At 36.1% G+C, this 20,128-nt stretch carries 20 protein-coding genes; 10 read left to right on the forward strand and 10 right to left on the reverse strand.

Annotation, left to right across the window (positions count from 1 at the left end; translation table 11 throughout):
* Positions 1 to 3: 3 nt before the first annotated feature.
* The 3 genes from B5D82_RS17365 to bioD are packed head-to-tail and all read left to right on the forward strand — an operon-like array spanning position 4 to position 2,685.
* On the forward strand, positions 4 to 1,167 hold the full coding sequence (locus tag B5D82_RS17365) for an aminotransferase class I/II-fold pyridoxal phosphate-dependent enzyme (RefSeq protein WP_081153310.1): 1,164 nt from the start codon (positions 4 to 6) through the stop codon (positions 1,165 to 1,167).
* Positions 1,167 to 1,952 (forward strand): malonyl-ACP O-methyltransferase BioC, encoded by a 786-nt coding sequence (bioC, locus tag B5D82_RS17370; protein ID WP_081153311.1) that lies wholly within the window; start codon positions 1,167 to 1,169, stop codon positions 1,950 to 1,952. Before B5D82_RS17365 ends, bioC begins: the two co-directional genes overlap by 1 nt.
* Before the next feature lie 55 nt (positions 1,953 to 2,007).
* Positions 2,008 to 2,685 (forward strand): dethiobiotin synthase, encoded by a 678-nt coding sequence (gene bioD, locus B5D82_RS17375; protein ID WP_081153313.1) that lies wholly within the window; start codon positions 2,008 to 2,010, stop codon positions 2,683 to 2,685.
* Positions 2,686 to 2,710: 25 nt separating this feature from the next.
* Here the strand turns inward: bioD and pepE are convergent, their stop codons facing one another.
* The 3 genes from pepE to B5D82_RS17390 form a co-directional block, all read right to left on the reverse strand.
* Positions 2,711 to 3,445 (reverse strand): dipeptidase PepE, encoded by a 735-nt coding sequence (gene pepE, locus B5D82_RS17380; protein ID WP_081153314.1) that lies wholly within the window; start codon positions 3,443 to 3,445, stop codon positions 2,711 to 2,713.
* Positions 3,446 to 3,577: 132 nt separating this feature from the next.
* Entirely contained in the window at positions 3,578 to 3,982 is a 405-nt protein-coding gene (locus B5D82_RS17385) for a type II toxin-antitoxin system HicB family antitoxin (RefSeq protein ID WP_081153318.1), read from the reverse strand.
* Positions 3,983 to 4,677: 695 nt separating this feature from the next.
* Positions 4,678 to 5,451, reverse strand: coding sequence for a ferredoxin--NADP reductase (locus B5D82_RS17390; RefSeq protein ID WP_216629001.1), 774 nt, complete (start codon positions 5,449 to 5,451; stop codon positions 4,678 to 4,680).
* A gap of 98 nt (positions 5,452 to 5,549) precedes the next feature.
* On the opposite strand from B5D82_RS17390, the gene B5D82_RS17395 reads away from it, so the two are divergent.
* The gene (locus tag B5D82_RS17395; RefSeq protein WP_081153325.1) at positions 5,550 to 6,152 is read left to right on the forward strand and encodes a glutathione S-transferase family protein; all 603 of its coding nucleotides are present in this window, start codon (positions 5,550 to 5,552) and stop codon (positions 6,150 to 6,152) included.
* 134 nt (positions 6,153 to 6,286) lie between these two features.
* Here the strand turns inward: B5D82_RS17395 and B5D82_RS17400 are convergent, their stop codons facing one another.
* Complete coding sequence (locus B5D82_RS17400; RefSeq protein WP_081154592.1) at positions 6,287 to 7,183, reverse strand: SdiA-regulated/phytase-like domain-containing protein; 897 nt, start codon at positions 7,181 to 7,183, stop codon at positions 6,287 to 6,289.
* A 233-nt stretch (positions 7,184 to 7,416) separates the two neighbouring features.
* Here B5D82_RS17400 and B5D82_RS17405 point away from each other — a divergent pair, with 233 nt between their 5' ends.
* From B5D82_RS17405 to B5D82_RS17430, 6 genes are all read left to right on the forward strand, one after another.
* Positions 7,417 to 8,610: a tetratricopeptide repeat protein gene (locus tag B5D82_RS17405; protein WP_081153329.1), complete on the forward strand. Its 1,194-nt coding sequence runs from the start codon at positions 7,417 to 7,419 to the stop codon at positions 8,608 to 8,610.
* Positions 8,611 to 8,714: 104 nt separating this feature from the next.
* On the forward strand, positions 8,715 to 9,545 hold the full coding sequence (locus tag B5D82_RS17410; RefSeq protein ID WP_157673928.1) for a M20/M25/M40 family metallo-hydrolase: 831 nt from the start codon (positions 8,715 to 8,717) through the stop codon (positions 9,543 to 9,545).
* An 87-nt stretch (positions 9,546 to 9,632) separates the two neighbouring features.
* Positions 9,633 to 10,190 carry a phosphoribosyltransferase gene (locus B5D82_RS17415; RefSeq protein WP_081153333.1) on the forward strand — a complete coding sequence of 186 codons (558 nt, stop codon included), beginning with the start codon at positions 9,633 to 9,635 and terminating at the stop codon, positions 10,188 to 10,190.
* A 230-nt stretch (positions 10,191 to 10,420) separates the two neighbouring features.
* A complete protein-coding gene (locus B5D82_RS17420; protein WP_081153334.1) occupies positions 10,421 to 11,620 on the forward strand; it encodes an alkaline phosphatase family protein in 1,200 nt (399 codons plus the stop codon).
* Positions 11,621 to 11,693: 73 nt separating this feature from the next.
* Positions 11,694 to 12,146, forward strand: a complete 453-nt coding sequence (locus B5D82_RS17425) for a hypothetical protein (protein ID WP_081153336.1) — start codon at positions 11,694 to 11,696, stop codon at positions 12,144 to 12,146.
* 134 nt (positions 12,147 to 12,280) lie between these two features.
* On the forward strand, positions 12,281 to 13,492 hold the full coding sequence (locus B5D82_RS17430; protein WP_081153344.1) for an EAL and HDOD domain-containing protein: 1,212 nt from the start codon (positions 12,281 to 12,283) through the stop codon (positions 13,490 to 13,492).
* Between the two features lie 54 nt (positions 13,493 to 13,546).
* Here the strand turns inward: B5D82_RS17430 and yghU are convergent, their stop codons facing one another.
* From yghU to B5D82_RS17460, 6 genes are all read right to left on the reverse strand, one after another.
* Positions 13,547 to 14,416 (reverse strand): glutathione-dependent disulfide-bond oxidoreductase, encoded by an 870-nt coding sequence (gene yghU / locus B5D82_RS17435; RefSeq protein WP_081154594.1) that lies wholly within the window; start codon positions 14,414 to 14,416, stop codon positions 13,547 to 13,549.
* Positions 14,417 to 14,614: 198 nt separating this feature from the next.
* Positions 14,615 to 15,538: a ribose-phosphate diphosphokinase gene (locus B5D82_RS17440; RefSeq protein WP_081153346.1), complete on the reverse strand. Its 924-nt coding sequence runs from the start codon at positions 15,536 to 15,538 to the stop codon at positions 14,615 to 14,617.
* Positions 15,539 to 15,558: 20 nt separating this feature from the next.
* Positions 15,559 to 17,088, reverse strand: a complete 1,530-nt coding sequence (locus tag B5D82_RS17445; protein WP_081153348.1) for a thymidine phosphorylase family protein — start codon at positions 17,086 to 17,088, stop codon at positions 15,559 to 15,561.
* Between the two features lie 310 nt (positions 17,089 to 17,398).
* Positions 17,399 to 17,851 (reverse strand): universal stress protein, encoded by a 453-nt coding sequence (locus tag B5D82_RS17450; RefSeq protein ID WP_081153350.1) that lies wholly within the window; start codon positions 17,849 to 17,851, stop codon positions 17,399 to 17,401.
* A 14-nt stretch (positions 17,852 to 17,865) separates the two neighbouring features.
* A complete protein-coding gene (locus B5D82_RS17455) occupies positions 17,866 to 19,254 on the reverse strand; it encodes an MBL fold metallo-hydrolase RNA specificity domain-containing protein (RefSeq protein ID WP_081153352.1) in 1,389 nt (462 codons plus the stop codon).
* A gap of 18 nt (positions 19,255 to 19,272) precedes the next feature.
* Complete coding sequence (locus tag B5D82_RS17460; protein ID WP_081153354.1) at positions 19,273 to 19,728, reverse strand: c-type cytochrome; 456 nt, start codon at positions 19,726 to 19,728, stop codon at positions 19,273 to 19,275.
* Between the last annotated feature and the right edge of the window lie 400 nt (positions 19,729 to 20,128).

The raw sequence follows: 20,128 nt of genomic DNA on the forward strand, positions 1-20,128 counted from the left end.
TTTATGGCGTTTGATTTTTTATCTGCAAATATTGCACAACAAAAACAGCGCGCACGTTATCGTGTGCGCCAATGTGTTGCTGAGCAAAATGGCCGTTATGTTAAAATTGATGATAAAAGTTACTTAAACTTTTCCTCAAACGACTATCTCGGTTTAAATCATCACCCAGAAATTAACCAAGCATTGATTGCAGGGGCTGATCGATTCGGCACTTGTGCTAGCGGGTCTAGCTTAATTACTGGTTATTCTTATGCACATCAAGCGTTGGAAAATGACATTTGTGATTGGCTAAACAAGCCTAATTGTTTGATATTTGCTAGCGGATTTTCGGCCAATAACGCGCTAATGCATGCCTTAGGGCATGAGAGCTGCCAACTTTATTTAGATAAACTCAGTCACGCGTCATTAATTGATGGGGCTTTATCAAGTCATGCTAAAGTAAAACGCTTTTTACATAACGATACTGCACAACTACAACGATTTTTAACACAAAGCCAACAAGCAGCCATTAAAGAGGGTAACGAGCTAAACAAAGTTATCGTCTCTGAAGGTGTTTTTAGTATGGACGGCGATCAGGCCGACGTAGAACAATTATCTAAAATAGCACAACAACACCAAGCCTTATTATATTTAGATGACGCGCACAGTATCGGTGTTGTAGGTAATAAAGGTGAAGGAAGTAGCAGTGTTGCAGATGTGGACGTTATAATGGCAACGTTTGGCAAAAGTATTGCCACTAGCGGAGCTTTTGTTGCTTGTGATGAATTACTCGCTGATTATTTAGTTAATTTTTCACGGCATTATATCTATTCCACAGCAATTTCTCCGGCATTAGCTTGGGCAACAAAAAAGAGCATTGAAATCATTCAACGTGAACATTGGCGACGTGAAAAGATTACAGAATTGAGTCAATTACTTGCATCAAAACTCAGCAATAAAGTACAATTAATTAAAAATGCATCTTCAATTCATGCCATCGTTATTGGCGATGAAGTTGCGACACTTGCTGTGTGTCAAAAATTACGAGATAAGGGTATTTGGCTCAGCGCCATCCGTCCTCCTACTGTTCCAAATAATAGTTCGAGGTTACGCGTAACCGTAACATCGAAACATGAAAGTAAAGATATCAATTACTTAGCTAATTGTATCAATGAGGTTATAGCATAATGTCTGTAAAGACTAACCGTTTTAAGATAGCGAGATCATTTGGCTCAGCTAGTACTTCTTATGACATTTCAGCGCGTTTACAACGATACTGTGGTAAGCATTTAATGCCTTGGTTACCTAATCGCAACGATTTAACTGCGTTAGATTTGGGTGCGGGTACTGGCTTTTTTACAGAGCTTTTAGCAAGTCGTTATCAGTATGTTATTGGTTTAGATATATCGAAAAAAATGTTAAATTTTTCAAAAGAAAATCGTAACCAAAGTATTCATTGGCTTGAAGCCGACGCGTATAAAATTCCATTACAAGATAACAGTATCGATTTGGTTTATTCCAATCTTATGATCCAGTGGTGCGATCCGCTAGATTTAGTGCTAAATGAGGTAATGCGGGTATTAAAACCCGGAGGCCTGTTTGTTTTTAGTACCTTAATTGATGGGACTTTATTTGAATTAAAATCTGCTTGGGCACAAGTTGATAATGACCAACACGTGATTGACTTTAAAAAAGAAAGTGACATTAGACCTTTATTTGATGGCACTGATCGAAAATTATTGAATGCTAAACAACAAGATATTGTTTTAGAGTATGAAAATGTTTTACATTTAGCCCATGAATTGAAAAGCCTGGGTGCCAATCATGTACCTAAAAAGCAGGCCAAAGGTTTGGCGGGTAAAGATAAATGGCAAAAAATGACTAAAAGCTATCAAGACTTTATAGAGCCAAGTGGAATATATCCAGCCACTTATAAAGCTTTTTCTGGTCTTGTTGTAAAGTTAAACAATTAAGCTTGTAAAGTTTAATTGTTGCAAAATTCGTTATTAATTTAAAGAGTCAGCTGTTATGTTGAAATTATTTATCACCGCCACCGACACAGATGCGGGAAAAACTTACGCCGCTCAAGCACTTGCCCATGCTTTTGTTAGTAAAAATAAGAAAGTTGCGGTATATAAGCCAATTTCTGCTGGCTGCGAACGCATTCATCATGATCTAGTGAATGAAGATGCCTTGTTATTACTAGCGCAATCTAATTGCCAGCAAACCATTACTCAAGTTAATCCCATCGCTTTTGAACAACCTATTGCACCACATATAGCAGCCGCTCAGTTAAAACAAGAAATAAACTTAACTGATATTCAAGAAGGTTATGAAAGAATTACAGCTTTAGAGACAGACATTGTGATTTGTGAAGGTGCGGGTGGTTGGCGTTTACCGCTTGGGCAAGGGAAGTTTTTATCAGAGTTTGTTCAAGCAAGTCACCAAGATGTTATCCTTGTCGTTAATATGAAGCTAGGTTGTTTGAACCATGCAGTATTAACTTATCAGTCTATTATAGCTGATGGCTTGAAATGCTTGGGCTGGATAGCTAATTGCCCAGAAGATATGCCATATTTAACTGAAAATATTAGTGAGTTAACTACATTACTACCCATACCTAAATTGGCAGTTTTACCTTTTGATAAAGATATTACTAAAGCGGCGAAGCGTATAGATATCTCGCTATTAACCTCGCTACTTTAATCTACAAACGGTTAGTCATCTCAATTTACAGTAGGTAGTCTAAGTTATCATTAGGTGTGATAACTGACTTCTTACTCGCCTTAAATAAAAAACCATTAGCTTCAGTTGTTAGCTCAGGCAAACCAGAGGCGAGTTTTATGGTGTTTTGCATAATATCTAATGCCGTACCTTCAACAATCGCAACAATGGGTGTCGTCGGGTTAAGCACCATAAACTCAGCCAAACGTTGTTCACGTGTTTCCCCATTATGGCCAGCAGGGTTTTGATCGGTATAATGTGGGTTCAGCTGAAAATCAACAAGTTGTAAGGCATTAAAGCTCAACGGTTCAATAATCGGCATATCATTAGTAGTGCGAATAGAAAGCCCAGCAATATTTGATCCCGCACTCCAACCTATATAAGGCGTGCCTGTAGCTACTTTGTTCTGAATGGGCTTAATTAATTTATGTTGATATAACTGGTGTAATAAATGAAAAGTATTTCCACCACCTACGGCTATTGCTTGCGCCGTATTAATTGCGATGATCGGGTCATCATATTGATGGATGCCTGTTACCTTAATACCTATCTCGGCTAATGCGTTTTGAACCTTTACTGTGTAATCATCATAATTTAACGTGACTCCAGCATAGGGGATAAACAATAATTCAGTTACCCCATCAAGTTTTGCTTTTATCATCGCTAAAGCATGCTGTAAATATTCTGTGTTACCAACACGAGAGCTGCTAAGTAATAGTAAGTTTGCATTTTCAATGGTCAATTGATTCACCTATATAAATTTTTAATCTTTCTATTTTACCTGATTTATAAATCAAATTATTAATAATAATTTTCTGTTTCACTTTATTAAATTACTTTTATTTTTTTACTAAATTCATATTTTAGTTGCTTTCTATTTTGCTAACTCTGTTGAACATGCCATTGCGATAAAGCCAGAACGGGTTTTGTAATGGGAAGATTTAGCCACTCGATCATCAATTTGTTTTATCAATAACTCAGGTAAGGTTACGTTTATTTTATGACTTTTACCCATATAGGGAACAATGTCAAAATCAAGCACGGCCCAAATTGGAGACACTGCATCAGACAGCAACATATGCTCCTCAATAGATTTTGCGTGTGGTACTTGTTCGCCATATTCAACTAATACTTTTAAGTGTGAAACCATAGCTTCATTTAGTAATAAAAAACCCTCATCCATTGTTGTAGCTTTCACCTGGCAACCCGGTAAATCAACAATTGAAAACAGATAATTATTTTCTTCATTATTACGTAAAACCAATACGGGATATTTCATCGTTCTTCCTGAGTTCTGCTGTTGACTTAGTGTAACCCTAATAACCCCTTAAGTATACAGTATAGTAACCCTGGGAGTTATTCTCATTGCGCTACATGCAACCCTGGTAACTCCTTGTTAAGTTGCGATGGCAACCCTGGTAACCCCGGTTAATTTAGGAGTGACTATTCACTTACGTTTAAAAGCCATATTAATAGGCTTACAAATTATGATGTTTTGTAATATCGAATTTTAATTTTATTTGCGCTTAGAATGTAAATAGCTTTATTTGTAGAGTTATTAGGTGCTTTTATATGATTTTTTATGTGATTTTTATTATAATTTTTATTAAAATTTTATACATAAATTAGCGGAATGAACTTGTATTATGTTTGTCTAGCGAGGTTTTTGTGCTAAAAAAAGTGACTATTTAAGGACATAATTAAAATTTAATTTTTCATTATATTCTGATCAATAGGCCATTATGAGTGGATAGCAAAGAGCTACTCTATAACGCCTTTAATGGAAGTTATAAAATTAGATTAATATTTTTTATCAGTGTTTTTGGTCTATCTGTAGCCATCAGTTTAGAGCTGATCTTGAGCGAATTGATATCATAAAAGCTCAAATCCTACTGCTATAGTTAGTGATTTTTAGACCCGGCAAACAATTTTAGGTGGGGACTTTTCGATAGTCAGTAATCAACAATCGCTCAATTACCAATAATTTTCAAAACTAAAATGTCCAGCAGATCGTCTTAAGTGTTTTTGAAAACCTAATTCAAGTAATACATCTCGTGTGTCGTGAACCATGGCAGGATTTCCACATAAATAGAAAAAGCTACTTTCTGTATCTGGCGTTAAATTAACTGCCTGCATTAGACCACCATCTTTTAATAAGTCAGGAATACGTCCAGACATTATATGCTGATGTTTCTCGCGTGAAACTATCGGTAGATAAGTTAGCTTACCAGTATAATCTTGTTTAAATTTTTCGATTAAATCTTGATAGACTAATTCTTGACGGGTTCTCACAGCGTGGACTAAGATAACATTGTCGAATCGAGTTTGAGTTTCTATTTCAGCCAACATTGACAAAAATGGGCCAATGGCAGTGCCTGTTGAAAGTAACCAAAGGTTAGTGGCGGTTTCAGGAATTTCAGCCAGGGTCATGAAGCCACTCGGCTTTTCACCTACATAAATTTCATCACCTAGGTGTAGTTGCCCAAGTTTTGGGCTTAAATCGCCATTTGGAACATCTATAATAAGAAACTCCATACAATTTGAGCCTAATTTATGATTTGGAGAGTTAACAAAGGAGTAAGCACGTCTAAGCCAGTTACCGTTTTCATCGGGCAGGGCCAATTTTGTAAACTGTCCCGCCACATAAGGACCAATTTCTGATTTTACCGTGATCGAAAACTCGTTGTCGGTCCATTGTTTATAATTAATAACTTCACCTTTGGCAAAACCATTGAGTTTTGTCATCATCGTGATCTCCTGATAGTTTAGTTACTATGAGTTATATAAGTAACTATAGAACTAACGCATTACTTTACATAGCATTCTTTATAATAAAGGAGTTTAAATTGAAGGTATACGGTGATAGTCAGTCGGGCAATTGCTATAAAGTGCAGTTAACTTGTGCTTTATTAAACATAAAATATCAATGGTTCCCGATCAATATTCTTAAAGGTGACAATAAAAAAGCAAGTTTTCTAAATAAAAGTAATAACGGCAAGATACCACTTTTAGAATTAGATGATGGTCGCTGCTTAGTTGAGTCGAACGCTATTATTAATTATTTAGCGCATGGTCGCTATTTATTACCTAATGATGTATTTGCATTAGCCAAAGTACAACAATGGCAATTTTTTGAGCAATATAGTCACGAACCCTATATAGCTGTCGCTCGATTTATCTCAAAGTACCTTGGTTTACCTGAAAATAGGCGTGCTGAGTACGAGTCAAAACACTTAGGTGGCTATAAAGCACTTAAGGTGATGGAGCAGCAATTGCAGAAAAGTGATTATTTAACGGGTGATAAAATAACCACTGCCGATATAGCGTTATTTGCCTATACCCATGTTGCAGATGAGGGAGGGTTTGATTTATCACAATTTTCAGCCATAAGTCATTGGCTTGAAAGAATTAAAATGCAAGATAACTATCTTCCAATGCCTTTGTTGTAATGTCCAAGTATCATATCACTAATAGTATTTGTGCCGACTTTGATGAATTTACTGATAAAGTAAAACTAGCGGCGCAAATTTTTGTATTTTTACTTGTTTAAACCTGCATTAAGTAGTCCATTAAGTAACTTAATTTAAAGCTTGTTCTTTTTCACGTCATTAAGGTTAATTTCATAAGCGTTTCTGCCAATCCCGAGAAACTCTTCGTCAGTGAATACTATGTTATCGTTATCAAGAAAAGTAATCGCTTCTTTTTGTGTAACTATACCTAAGTCAATACGATATCTATCACCAGAAAAAAAGTCATCTCCTTGCCAATTTTCAAATAACCAAATACGTTGAGAATCCAACAATGCTAATCTTTTCTTGTTAGGACTTAAAGCGGCTGAAGTTATCCAACATAGCTTTACAGCGATAGTACAGGTCTTAAATTTACTTATTTTTATGGCATCGTAATTGGCAGCATGATCACCAATTTTATATAAAGTGGTTATGCCGTTAAAAGGCACAGTCCGATTTTTTGTAAATAAATATAAATGCTTTTTATAAAAAACGAACGCTTCAACATCAAACTCCATTTCGTCAGCTTTAGGTGGAAAACTGGTATGTTCAGGGTATGTGAACTTAATAATTTCTGCTTGAGTTGTTTCACCTTTAATATCTATAGGGTTTTCAATTTTATATATCGTCAACCATTTGCGAAGATTGTCATTATTGCCAAAGTCGCCTAAAAAGAAGTGGCCAAAATCATCTTGTGTCATATCCTCCCAGTCAATATTTTTAGCATTAGTGACGGTAATCGACCTTTCAATATCGCCTGACTTATTCAACTGATATAACTTTGCTTCATCACCGCTATCATTTATTGCCCAAAGCTTCATGCTTTTATCGAACTCAATACCTGATATTTCGTTCAGTTGAGCGTCAATGGTGGCATATTTGTTCTTATATAACTGATAGCTCGTAGTCGCTATGATTATAGCAACGGCAATAGCACTTCCGGTAAAAAATCCGGCGAGTGTTTTTTTCATAAATTTAAGGCCACCAAGAGTATAAAATTCAATAGTGCGCAGCATAGCAGGGAATAATAAATATTACTTGTCTCAAATTGTAAGTGAAAACTTAATCAGCAATTTAATAGGGTTATTAAGCTAGAGCTAAAAAATTGTAATGTTTTATTAATGGTTGATTGAAAATTGAGCGCAATGCAATGAACAGGCATATGCTTAATAGAACGGAAGTCGCCTGTTTTTTAGGAGGGTATATGAAAAACTCATTAAACCTCACGTTGCTAGCCGCAATATTTTTTTTCTTAACGGCCTGTCAATCGGCCAACAAATTACAAAGCTATGATATTGGTAGTCATACTAATAAATTTTTAGATGAAAAATTTAAAGGTTACAAAGAGATTAACGTAGAGACCGAGGATGAAATTTTTGCTTTGAGTAAAGAAATGATAATAATGGCAAAAAGTATTAGTTTAGAACGTGATACTCGTAAAAAAGCGCACAAGTTACTGCAACATTTTTTTAGCCCAGAAAACATCAATCTAGCCTATAAATCGGGGGCCAATGTTATCGCAGCCAAAGCATTTAAAAATAAAGAGGCAAACTGTTTATCATTAACTATTATGGCTTATGCGATATCCCAAGAGGCTAAGTTAGATGTTGCTTTTCAACGTGTTGAAGTACCTGAGTATTGGGTGCGTAATGGGCGTACCAACATGCTCACAGGACACATTAATTTAACGGTTTTGGAAGAAAGCTTTCCTGACAAAAGGGTACTTTGGCAGCGCACCGGTATTGAAATTGATTTTGATCCATTTGTTAATAAAAAGTCGTTTCCAAAGCGTAAAATTTATAAAAACAATGTGCTTGCGATGTTCTACAATAATAAAGCTGCCACAGCTATGGTTAATAGGGATTATGTCTCTGCCTATGCCTATTTAAAAAAAGCCACCTCTGTAGATCCTTATTTTTCTTCTGCTTGGGGTAATTTAGGTATTTTATATCGTTTTAAAGGCTTCCAACAAAGCGCAATTAACACATATCGATATGCTATTTATTTGAATAAAAATAATTTAACCGCAATGGCTAATTTAAGCATGTTGTTGCACATAAATGGGTTAAATGAAGAAGCAAAGCAACTTGATAGTCATATTATGCACAAGCGAGCTAGTAACCCTTATTATTATGCGCTACTTGCTGATGAAAGGTTATATCAAGGCGCTTATGAGCAGGCGATATCTCATTATAAAAAAGCCATAAAACTCAATGATAATATCCATGAATTTTATTTTGGTTTGGCTAAAGTTTATTACCAATTAAATGAAATTAAAAAAGCTGAAAACTATGTCAGAAAAGCCATAGCAAAAAACCGTAGCCCACAACTCGACAAGCAATATATAGCTAAGTTAAATATTTTAAAACAGATCGATAACAATACTAAATTACCATGATTAATTTAAAACCTTACTGTTTATTGTTGGTTGTTTTGATAAGCACAGCTTGCAGTATACATAAAAATTCATTTTCAAAGATAGGTTATAGCCCGCAAGAAACCGTGTTAAAACACTTACATTACTTATCATTAGATAGCTTGCAAGGACGGAAAATTGGTACAGCGGGTGGAAAATCAAGCCAAGATTATATTGTTGCCCAACTTGAGTTAAACAACATTAAACCGCTATCAAGTGAATATTTAGCGCCTTTTTCTATTACAGGTTTTTTAAATTCAACCCAAGGTAATAATGTTGTAGGTTTAATTACAGGTACTGAATTTCCAAATAGATTCATCGTAATTTCTGCTCATTTTGATCATATTGGCGGCCATGGTAATAAAATATATAACGGCGCTGACGATAATGCATCAGGCACCTCAGCTTTATTATATTATGCAAAAAAACTACAACATTCTCCGTTACGTTACAGTGTGATAGTTTTATTCACTGATGGAGAAGAAGTTAACTTAAACGGAGCAAAATCTTTCATCAAGCAAAACGCAATAATATTAGACAAAATAGTCCTTAACATTAACCTTGATATGATCGCGGGTCATGCGACAACAAAATATTTACGTTATATAAGCAGAGGGTTAAATGATCTCTTAGGCGAGGAAAAATCATTAGTTTTTGAGCAGAAAAATTATGCTATGCAATTAAAAAAAGGCTTCAGACAGCGAAACCCATGTGAGAACAAAAATATAAAGTGGCAACTCGCGAGTGACCATGGGGTATTTTATCGACAGCGTATTCCATTTATTTATTTTGGTGTTGGATGTCACAAAAATTACCACCAAATAAGTGACACTTTTGAAAACATAAATCGCGAATTTTTTCTCTCAGCAGTCGATATTATCTACCAACAAATTAAATTTATTGATCAAAATATATAAATTTTTCAACTGAGCTACTCAGGCTGGTAAAAATCACGTTATAATAACCCTTACTCTAAAAATTAATTAAATGAGGTTAACTCATCGATGGAAAAGCGATTTATAACAGCGCAAGAGTTACTTGAAGATTCATTTCGCGTTGCTGCGAAGGTATTTGAAGACGGTTTTAGACCACAATTTATTGTTGGCATTTGGCGTGGTGGTGCACCTATTGGCATTGCAGTACAAGAATACTTTGACTTTAAAGAAGTTGAAACTGACCATATTGCCGTTCGAACATCTTCTTATTACGGTATTAATCAGCAAAGCAAAGAGATTAAAGTTCACGGTTTACATTATATAATTGAAAATGCAAATGCTGATGACGGGTTGTTAATTGTGGACGATGTATTCGATTCTGGTCGTAGTATCGATGCGTTAATAACTCAAATGAAAAAGTTAACCCGCAACAATATGCCAACAGATGTAAGAATTGCATGTCCTTGGTATAAGCCAACAAATTCTAAAGTAGATCTAGTGCCTGATTATTATGTACATGAGTCAGCAGAATGGTTAGTTTTTCCACATGAACTATCTGGCTTAACACCAGACGAAATAGCGCATGGTAAAAAAGATTTGGTCAATATTTTAGACTTATTTAAATAACCTGTATTTATCTAAGATCAAAACACTAACCCATAGCATTGATATGCGTTAGTGTTTTAAATGCCCATCATTTTATCCACTTTACCTTCATACAAAGTAGGCCCTCATTAATAAAATAACTATAAATATAAAAGTTTAAAATCGAAATCCCAAAGCTAGCTTGTAATAAAATAGTTAATACCTTATCTTAATCGTTATAAAAATTAGCCATATTTTACTGGTATTAACGAATGAATCTAAAAGCAAGTATACTTTTTGGCTGTTTTATTTCTTCCGTAGGTTGGGCTAAAACACCGCTGATACTGTTATCGATCGATGGTTTTGCTCAACATTATATAGAGCAATATAAACCCAAGGCATTGACGTCACTTATTCAGCAGGGGACTAGTGCCAAAGCCTTGTTACCGGTTTATCCGAGTAAAACCTTCCCTAATCATTTAAGTATCATCACTGGTCGCTATCCTATAAATCACGGTATAGTGCATAATTCGTTTTTCCATCGCGATATTGGAAAAACATATAAATTGGGCGCTGGAAAGAATGATGTTAGATGGCTTACCGCTGATCCTCTTTGGCATATCAACGAAATGCAGGGTAATAAATCTGCAGTTTATTTCTGGCCAGAATCTGAAACCGCGATAGATAATAAAACGGCCAGTTATTACTATCCTTATGATCATTTTACACCCAATGAAAATAGGTTTGAGCAGATACTTGCATGGTTACGGCTTCCCGAATCTGAACGTCCAAACTTTATCGTGGGTTATTTTGCCAGTGTAGATGATGCAGGACACGAATTCGGTGCAAACTCGCCAGAACTTATTAATGCTATTAGCAAATTAGATATTTTAATTGGTAATTTTGTCGAAAAAATTAACCAAGAGTTTAATGGTGAGGTTAATTTAGTAATTGTTTCCGATCATGGCATGACAAAAATTTATCAAGATCATGTCATCAAATGGCAAGAAAATATTGTTGATGGCGTAAAGGCTATCAATGGTTCGACACAACTTTATTTGTATAGCGATAATGATAAAAAATTGCAGCAAAGCGTTAAGCTATTTAAAAATAATCAAACACAGGCTGAAGAACAAAATTATCGTATTTACCAATACCCTAACTTCCCAGCACATTGGCGTTTAAGCCGCAAAACGGCCACTGTACCTGATGTTATTATTGAAGCCTTACCCTCTTATATTTTTGATAATGGCAAAACCTCTATAAAGCCTGAAACACATGGTTACGATCCAAAACTTCAAGCTGAATTAAATGCAATCTTTATTGCTATTGGACCCGCATTTAGAAAAAACATGCAAGTTGAAGCTTTTGAAAACGTAAATGTATTACCAATTATCACACGAGCTTTAGGGCTTAAAGATGTCGATAATATTGACGGAACCTATCAAATAGCAGAGCTAGTCATTAAATAGCTTTACTATTTTTGTGTTATTGAATCGAAAACTCGCATAAGTCAGCGAAACATACTAAAAAGAATGCGACATAATGGCTATATATAAATTTACTGTGGTAAAAGGGCATCAAGTAGCGTCTGGGTGTGCTAATGATCCCCGGTTCCCAAAAGGTACCATTGCAGCCCAAACACCATTTTTTCGTGCTCTAGGTCTTGAACTTGCTGTATTTCACCCTGCAACTTTAAATGCACAATTTAACTGCGATGCTATTATATTAAAGCGTTATGACCATTTTTTTAAGCAAGTAAAATGGCATGAAGATGTTCCGCCTGAAGATTTCAAGTTTTGTCGATGCCATATCCTAGTAAAGTCAAAATCCTATCCCGCTTTAATTTATCAACCACAAGTAGTTACTAAAAAAGAACACTTACAGCCCTTAAATCAACTAGAAATCCTCGCGCCATTTATCCCAGGAGTTTTTTACGGTGATGTCCTAACGTTAGATATTGTAAATGGGTCAATTTCTCAATTTGACACTACCTAATGGTATTTTTAACGTACTTAAGATAATTACTGGTTATTAAAATCATAAACTTGCGAAATTTTCATTAATTACTTTTCAATAACATGCATAATAAGGTATGTTTTACATACAATAAGTCTTTAAATAATCTTCCTATGCAAATAAGTTACATTGCCCGTCAGGCTATACTTGACAGAAATCATCAAACGGTCGGTTACGAACTTTTATTTAGAGATAGTCCAGAAAATAAATTTCCCGAAATTGATCAAGATATTGCTAGTTCGAAATTGATTATTCAAAATCATTTTCAGGGTGATATTCAATCAGTAAGTTTAGGGAAATTAGCCTTTATAAATTTTACTGAAAAATGCTTAATTAACAAATATCCACTGATGTTCGATAAAGCTAGTATCGTTATTGAATTAGTTGGGCATCAATCTGCAAGTGATCGGCTCTTAAAAATTGTGAAGTACTATCATGATAAAGGGTATAAGGTTGCATTGACTGAATATGATCTTGATGAAAAATGGGACGTGTTATTCCCCTATATTGCGATGATAAAAATAGATATAGAAATAACCAATGCTAAACGTATACGTCCGGTTTTGGATAGAATCAAACCATTTAATATCAAATTAATCGCAGAAAAGGTAGAAACCAACTATCAGTTACAATCGTTAGCGGAAGTCGGCTTTAATTATTACCAAGGTTTTTTTTATCACGAGCCTGAAATTATTGAAGGGCAAACCTTAGCGCCAATTAAGTCACAAATGCTGCATTTAATCAGCGAAACATTCAATAAACCTTTAGATTTTGATCATATCGCAGAAATAATTGGTCACGACGTCAATTTAACCTTAGGTTTACTTAAATTAGTTAACAATGTTGCAACTGGCGCCCGTGTTGAAATTACTTCATTAAAACAAGCTGCTGCATATTTAGGTGAAGACAAGCTTAAGCAATTCGTCACCATTTTAGCGCTATCTAAATTAACCACCAATAAAACCAGTGAAGTTTCAAGACAGTCGTTAATAACAGCAAAATTAATGGCAGCACTTGCAACGGAAAGCGCATTTATTGAAGTTAGTGACTTTGCATTTATTACCGGGTTATTAAGTGCAATTGAAGTTATATTGAGTCGACCGATGGATGAAATTCTAAAAACCATGCCATTAGCCAAGCCAATTGTAGACGCTTTAGTAAACCATAGTGGATTATTAGGAGAATTATTAGATTTAACCATTAATTACATTACAGGTAATGGTGAAAATATACAGCAGCTAACTGATTTATACGGGCTTGATGCAAACTTTATTCATAAAGAATTTGTTCATGCTAGCAACTGGTGCAAGTCGTTAGGTATATAAGTTATTGGTCATAAAAAGAGCGTAATGTGGAATACGCTCTTTTTATTGGAAATACTATTCTTCAGTTAGCTTATCTTGAGTACGCTCATCAAAGTCTCTAGCATCATGTCTTTCATGCAGTTGATTCGATAACTCACCCCAGGTTTTATTAACCATAACTCCACGTTTAACCGCAGGGCGCTGATCAATGTTTTCAGCCCAACGCATTACATTTTTATAAGACTTTAAATCTAAAAATTCTGCGGCATCATATAAACGGTTTAAAGCAAGCGCACCATACCATGGCCAAATAGCAATATCGGCAATAGTATATGCATCGCCACACATGTAATCATTATCTTCTAGATGCTTATCTAACACATCAAGTTGGCGTTTTACTTCCATTGAAAACCTATCAATACAATATTCTATCTTTTCAGGTGCATAAGCATAGAAATGGCCGAATCCACCGCCAAGGTAAGGCGCGCTGCCCATTTGCCAAAATAGCCAAGACATACATTCAGTCCGATTTTCGGTTGTTGGTAAAAAAGCATTAAATTTTTCAGCTAAGTGAAATAATATTGAGCCAGACTCAAATAATCTCACAGATTGCTCATTACTTTGATCGATCAAAGCTGGTATTTTTGAGTTTGGATTAACCTCAACAAAACCGCTACCAAATTGCTCGCCGCTACTAATATCAATTAAGAACGCATCATACTCTGCTTCCTTTATACCTAATGCTAGTAACTCCTCAAACATAATAGTAACTTTAACGCCATTGGGTGTCGCGAGGGAATATAACTGAAAAGGGTGCTTACCTTTTGCTAAAACTTTATCGTGTGTTGGACCGGAAATTGGGCGATTTATACTTGCCCAGTTGCCACCATTTTCAGTATTCCATTGCCATACTTTCGGCGGAATATATGAATTTTCATCACTCATGTTATCTCCCATAATATAATATTGTTTATACGTTATGGTGAAACAGTTTAAAATGCCAGTCATTCTGACTATTTTATTATCTTACCTGGCTATAAGTCAGTTAAAGATGTTTTGAATTAATATTGAACCAATATACATAGTGAATAAACTGATAAGTGTTTACAGATGATATTTTGCTGCGTGACGGGTAATATCCTATCAATGCGACTGCAACGTTTCTGCGATAGTATCAACAATACTAAAAGCATTACTGCTATGAAGCACGCTGTCTGAGCTCCAAATGTTAGCAACACCCATAAGGGTAAGTCTTGTTATGGCGTCATCAACAAAAAATGCATGGGTGACTATGATTGAAATACTCGATGGTGCTTGAAGTTGTATTTGTTCTACCGCTTGTTCAAGGGTTTTTCCCGTACTGGCAATATCATCAACCAGGATCACGTCGCGATTGGTCAAGCTTAGGGCTTTATTGTTTTTATTACGTCCACTATTTTTATCACCAGTGTCGCTATTAGTTGCTAAGCTTACCTTAACATTCTTATCATCAAAGCGCTTTTTGGTCGCGATGGTATAATGCCAATTGTGCGGTTTGGCTATGGCTTGAACCCATTGCGCAGATTCTTCATCTGGACCAACGAGGACAGGTTGATTAAAGTGCTGCTGTAAAAATGTCGACATGGCGTTACTCGCATGTAAAGCAATGGCTTGACTGCTAATAGCCTCACTTAAGTTATTAATACGATGCAAGTGTGGGTCGATAGTGATAACGCGATCAAAATAGTCTCCAAGTAATTTACCAATAATCTTTTGGCTGATAGCTTCACCTTCGTGAAAAGCGGTATCTTGTCGCATATAGCATAAATAGGGCGCGACTAAGGTTATAAATTTAACACCTTGGGCCCGTGCTGCTGCAGCTGTGATAATTAATTCAATGAGCTTTTCATTAGGTTGGTTTAAAGTACGACATATTATCACTTGCTTTGGCAATGTAACCGGTAATAAAACTTTTGTTTCACCATCTGGAAATCGATGCAATACAATCCTTTTGAATGGCATCGATAAACTTTTCGCTAGTTGTTGTGCGGGTATTAAATAATCGTCAAAACCCAGTATTAAAGTCATCGCAACTCCTAAAGGAAAAATTAAATAAAGTAGTTATCGTTTGTCACCGGTGGATTTTTTTCTATGACATAAGCATTGTTTTCATTAGAAAATTGTGTGGAAAATTCATAATTACTCTTAAAGCAGGCGTATATCGTAAAAAGAATGTCACCTTTTTTAACATTATCGCCTACTTTTTTGCTGATATTAATACCGGCATTTTTATCGATAGGAGCGCCAGCAAGGCTTGCGATATGAGCAATATTTAAGTTATCTATGGCATGGACATAGCCGCTTTTTATAGCGGTTACCGAGTATTCTAACGCGGCTTTACGTTGTTGTTTTTGCTGGACTCCTTGTGCTGCAATAATGGCTTGCATCTTCTCAAAGGCCCGGCCAGACTCTAAAATATCTCTTGCGATATTATACCCTTGACCGCCTCTAACATCAGGATCAAACTCTAATATACGTCCTGCTAAGCGTAAAGATTTTTCTCGTAAATCACTTGGGGCACATTTTTGGTTACTTAATACTTGTTGAACATCTCTGGCTTCTAATGCGGGACCAATACCATTACCTATGGGTTGGGAGCCATCACTCACCACAACTTCTATATATAAACCAAATAGATCACCAATATATTCAAATAATTTTCTTAAGGCTAATGCCGCCTGATTATGATGAATTTTAGCGGAAGTGCCGACCGGTATATCAATGAGCAAGTGGGTTGATCCCGCGGCTATTTTTTTAGATAGAATAGACGCAACTAATTGCCCAGTTGAGTCCATAGATAATGGACGCTCAACCGAAATTAAAATATCGTCCACAGGGGCCAATCTTGCCGTTCCTCCCCATGTCAACATGCCACGATGCTGCTGTACCACCTTTTTCATTTGTTCAATGGAGAGCTCAACGTTAGCCAATACCTCCATGGTATCGGCAGTGCCGGCCGGTGAGGTAATAGCACGGCTGGAAGTTTTAGGCATAAGCATACCGTGGGCAGCAATGATTGGCATAACTATCATGGTGGTTCGATTGCCCGGGATACCGCCAATACAATGTTTATCTACAACAATAGCCTCGCCCCAGTTTAAGCATTTACCCGTGTCTACCATAGCTTTTGTTAAAAAAAAAACTTCTTCACGCTCTAAACCGTTATGGCTACAAGCGACTAAAAACGCAGCAATTTCCATTTTTGAATAACGGTTTTCTAAAATATCCTGACATATAAGATGATATTCATTTTTATTGAGCGTTTCACCGGCAATTTTTCGGTGTACTGATTCAAGCGATATGGGTGGGGTGGCCGGTGCAATGCTTACGTTAACTCCCTGCCTTTTCGCCAGTTGTCCGAAGGCTTGGGTGCTTAAACCGAGTTCATTTGTATCGACAATAGCGCAGTCATCAACAATATTTAATACCGCAAGTACAGGGCGAACATTACCTTTTACAGATATTTCTATTTTCATTAATGCCTGAAAGCCTTCGGTACGGTATAAAGGACAATCCCGATGTAAATAAGCTACGTTCTCTTTAAAGGTGTCAATGGCAACGGATTTGAGTTTTAACATCAGCTAATAAATCCTTTTTTACTCAATTATAATAGTTGGAAAGAGTACTCGCCTTTAGCGACGTTAGTCAGTATGCGGTAATTACAAATTTAGCTCCGCTTATGGTCTTAATGAAAATAACGATTCATAGATATAATGTAGCTAACCACCGCATACCTGCGGGCTATATAGATAATGGTAAAGCAGCAGTATGAGCACGGTATTTTAGACCAAGTAAATTGATTTATAGGGAAGATATATACATAGCTCATACCTATCAGTTAATTTTAGGCTGTGACGGGGGTGGTGTTAAAACCTAAAGCTAGCTTTTTTATTCTCTACACCGCACTGCTAGCACATCACATTTTGCACCGTGTAAAATAGCATTAGCGGTAGAGCCGAGTAATAATTGCAACCCATGCACACCGTGGCTACCCGTTATAATTAAATCGACTTTTTTACTTTCTGCAAAAGCTAAGATTTCCTCGCTAATGCGTCCTATAGGTATATGCAAGCTTTGCTCTTTAATTCCTAGGCTTTTAGCCAGAGGTTTTAGTTGCTCTTTCGCACGCTCTTCCAATATTCTTAAGGTACTAACACTATCTGTTGCGTCTAGGTTAGGAACAACACCGTATATACCACCATAATAAACCTCAGGTATCGGCTCTATTACATGAATAACACTCAGTTTGGCCTTGGTAAGCTGTTGCAATTCTTTAACTTTATTTTCAATGTGACTTTTAGTGTTATTAAGTTCTGTGGCTAATAAAATGTGCTGATACATAGACTTCTCCATTTTTAGATAACAATATTTTGTTTGTAACTGGCTTGTACAACACTGACTTTGTGTAGGTGTTTTAGTTTTTGTGAGAGCACTTCCATTGCTTCTTCTTCACCATGAACAAGAACCACAGGGGGACTATTTTCAAAACCTTGATACCACTCTAATAAACCTTGCTGGTCAGCATGGGCAGAAAAGCCACCAATAGTATGAATATGGGCATTAACTTGTATCTTCTCACCCCATAAGTTTATATTTTTAGTACCATCGACAAGCGCTCGGCCTATGGTGCCTCTCGCTTGAAATCCAACAATTATTACATGGGCATTTTTACGCCAAATGTTATGTTTAAAATGATGCTTAATTCTACCTCCTGTACACATGCCGCTACCTGCGATGATGATAGCACCTGAATTAATTTGGTTGATTTTCATTGAGTATTCAGTTTTTTCTGACATGTGCAGGTTAGGAAGATCGAATAGACCATCATGATTCTTGTTAATATCTAGCGCTTTTTGGTCGTAAACTTCGCTGTGTTTAGCGTAAACACGGGTTGCTTTTATCCCCATAGGACTATCAAGAAAAATTTGCCAATCACCCAGCTGCCACTGGTCAAAATGTTGTTTAAATTCATAAAGTAGCTCTTGGGTTCTACCAACAGTAAAAGCAGGAATCAATATATTGCCTTTATTACTTTTAGCTTGAGCAATAATCTCACCCATTTCTTGCCAAGTATCGTCCCAACTGCGATGCAGCCGGTCGCCATAGGTACTTTCCATAATGACGAGATCAGCATATTTAATTTTGCATGGGTCACGCAAAATAGGGGCGTTCTTATGACCTAAATCACCACTAAATACCACTTTTTTGTTCACACCATTGTCATTAAGCGTTAATTCAACGATGGCTGAGCCAATAATATGCCCTGCATCTTTGAGAGTTAGTTTAACACCTGGGCAAATTTCCACTTCCTGATCATAGTTAAGCCCTTTAAAATACTGTAATGTTCTTTCGGCTTCTTCAGTGGTATAAAGTGGCTCTATTAAGGGTAAGCCTTTACGTTCAAGTTTTTTGTTTTCCCAACGCGCTTCTTTTTCGTGAATATAGCCCGAATCAACCAGCATGATTTCACATAAATCTACGGTAGCGTTATGAGTAAATATATTGCCATGAAAACCTTCTTTAATCAGCATGGGTAATCGCCCCGTGTGATCAAGATGCGCATGACTGACAATCACTGCATCAAGTTCAGATACATCAAAAGGAAAGTCGTCATGATTATGTCGTTCATGCTCATGAGAGCCTTGTAACATACCACACTCCAGTAATATGTTTTTATCATTAACTTGTATCATATAGCACGAACCTGTGACTTCTCTCGTCGCACCAAAAAATTTAATATTCATCTAAAGCTCCAATAATTATTATTGAGGATAATATTGATACTTGGTATGTCGGTAAGGGACTAAGGTATAATTTGGTTGTAAAAAGGTCACCAAATCAATCAGTTCAGTTACCGTCATTTCGTCATTAAAAACTTTCATTTTAGATTGTCCGTCAGCCGTTTTTGCCTGAGTTAAGGCAGGATTAGAAAATTTATGAGAAGGGTTAATAACTGAAGTAACTAATTCAGCATAAGTGACAATTTCAGTTTTATTGCCGCCAAGGAAAATTGAAATACTTTCATTTTTCTCAATACTGGCATCCTCAACATTCTTAACTCTGTGGCAAGCTAGACATTGAAACTTTAAAAATACTTTTTCACCTGCAGCTACAGAGCCTTTAGGAAGGCTAAATCCTTTAGGAGAATCAACACCTTTAGTACAGCTGAACAGGGTTAATAACACAGTGATAAGTAAAGTGAACAGAGTGTATTTCATTATCTTTCCTTAACTGATTTATTGCTTAGATAATCGCCTATTTCTTCTTAAACTAGCAGCCTTGCGGGAAATAGCAGCGTTATATTTAAACCATGCTATCTTCAAGTTTTTTACATAGCTGAGAGTAAAGCTTGTCTTTCAGTATAGTTAAACTTATCCGATAGCACTTATTTGTCTGACCAAATGTTGATTAAGATCAAATTGCTGATTTTGTAATAACATTAAATTTGTCAGCTGATTTAGCCAAAGTGTTTGATGAGAACTACAGATAACGATAATAAAAATTTTTTGATTACTCTATTGATACAGATCAACTGCTTTTTTTTATAACCTGCTTTAATTAAGTTAGTTAAATTAGCATGTGGTTTAAGATGACATCAAAGCAGCGATAACCCCTTTT

The sequence above is a fragment of the Cognaticolwellia beringensis genome, assembly GCF_002076895.1.
In the GTDB taxonomy this organism is placed as follows: domain Bacteria; phylum Pseudomonadota; class Gammaproteobacteria; order Enterobacterales; family Alteromonadaceae; genus Cognaticolwellia; species Cognaticolwellia beringensis.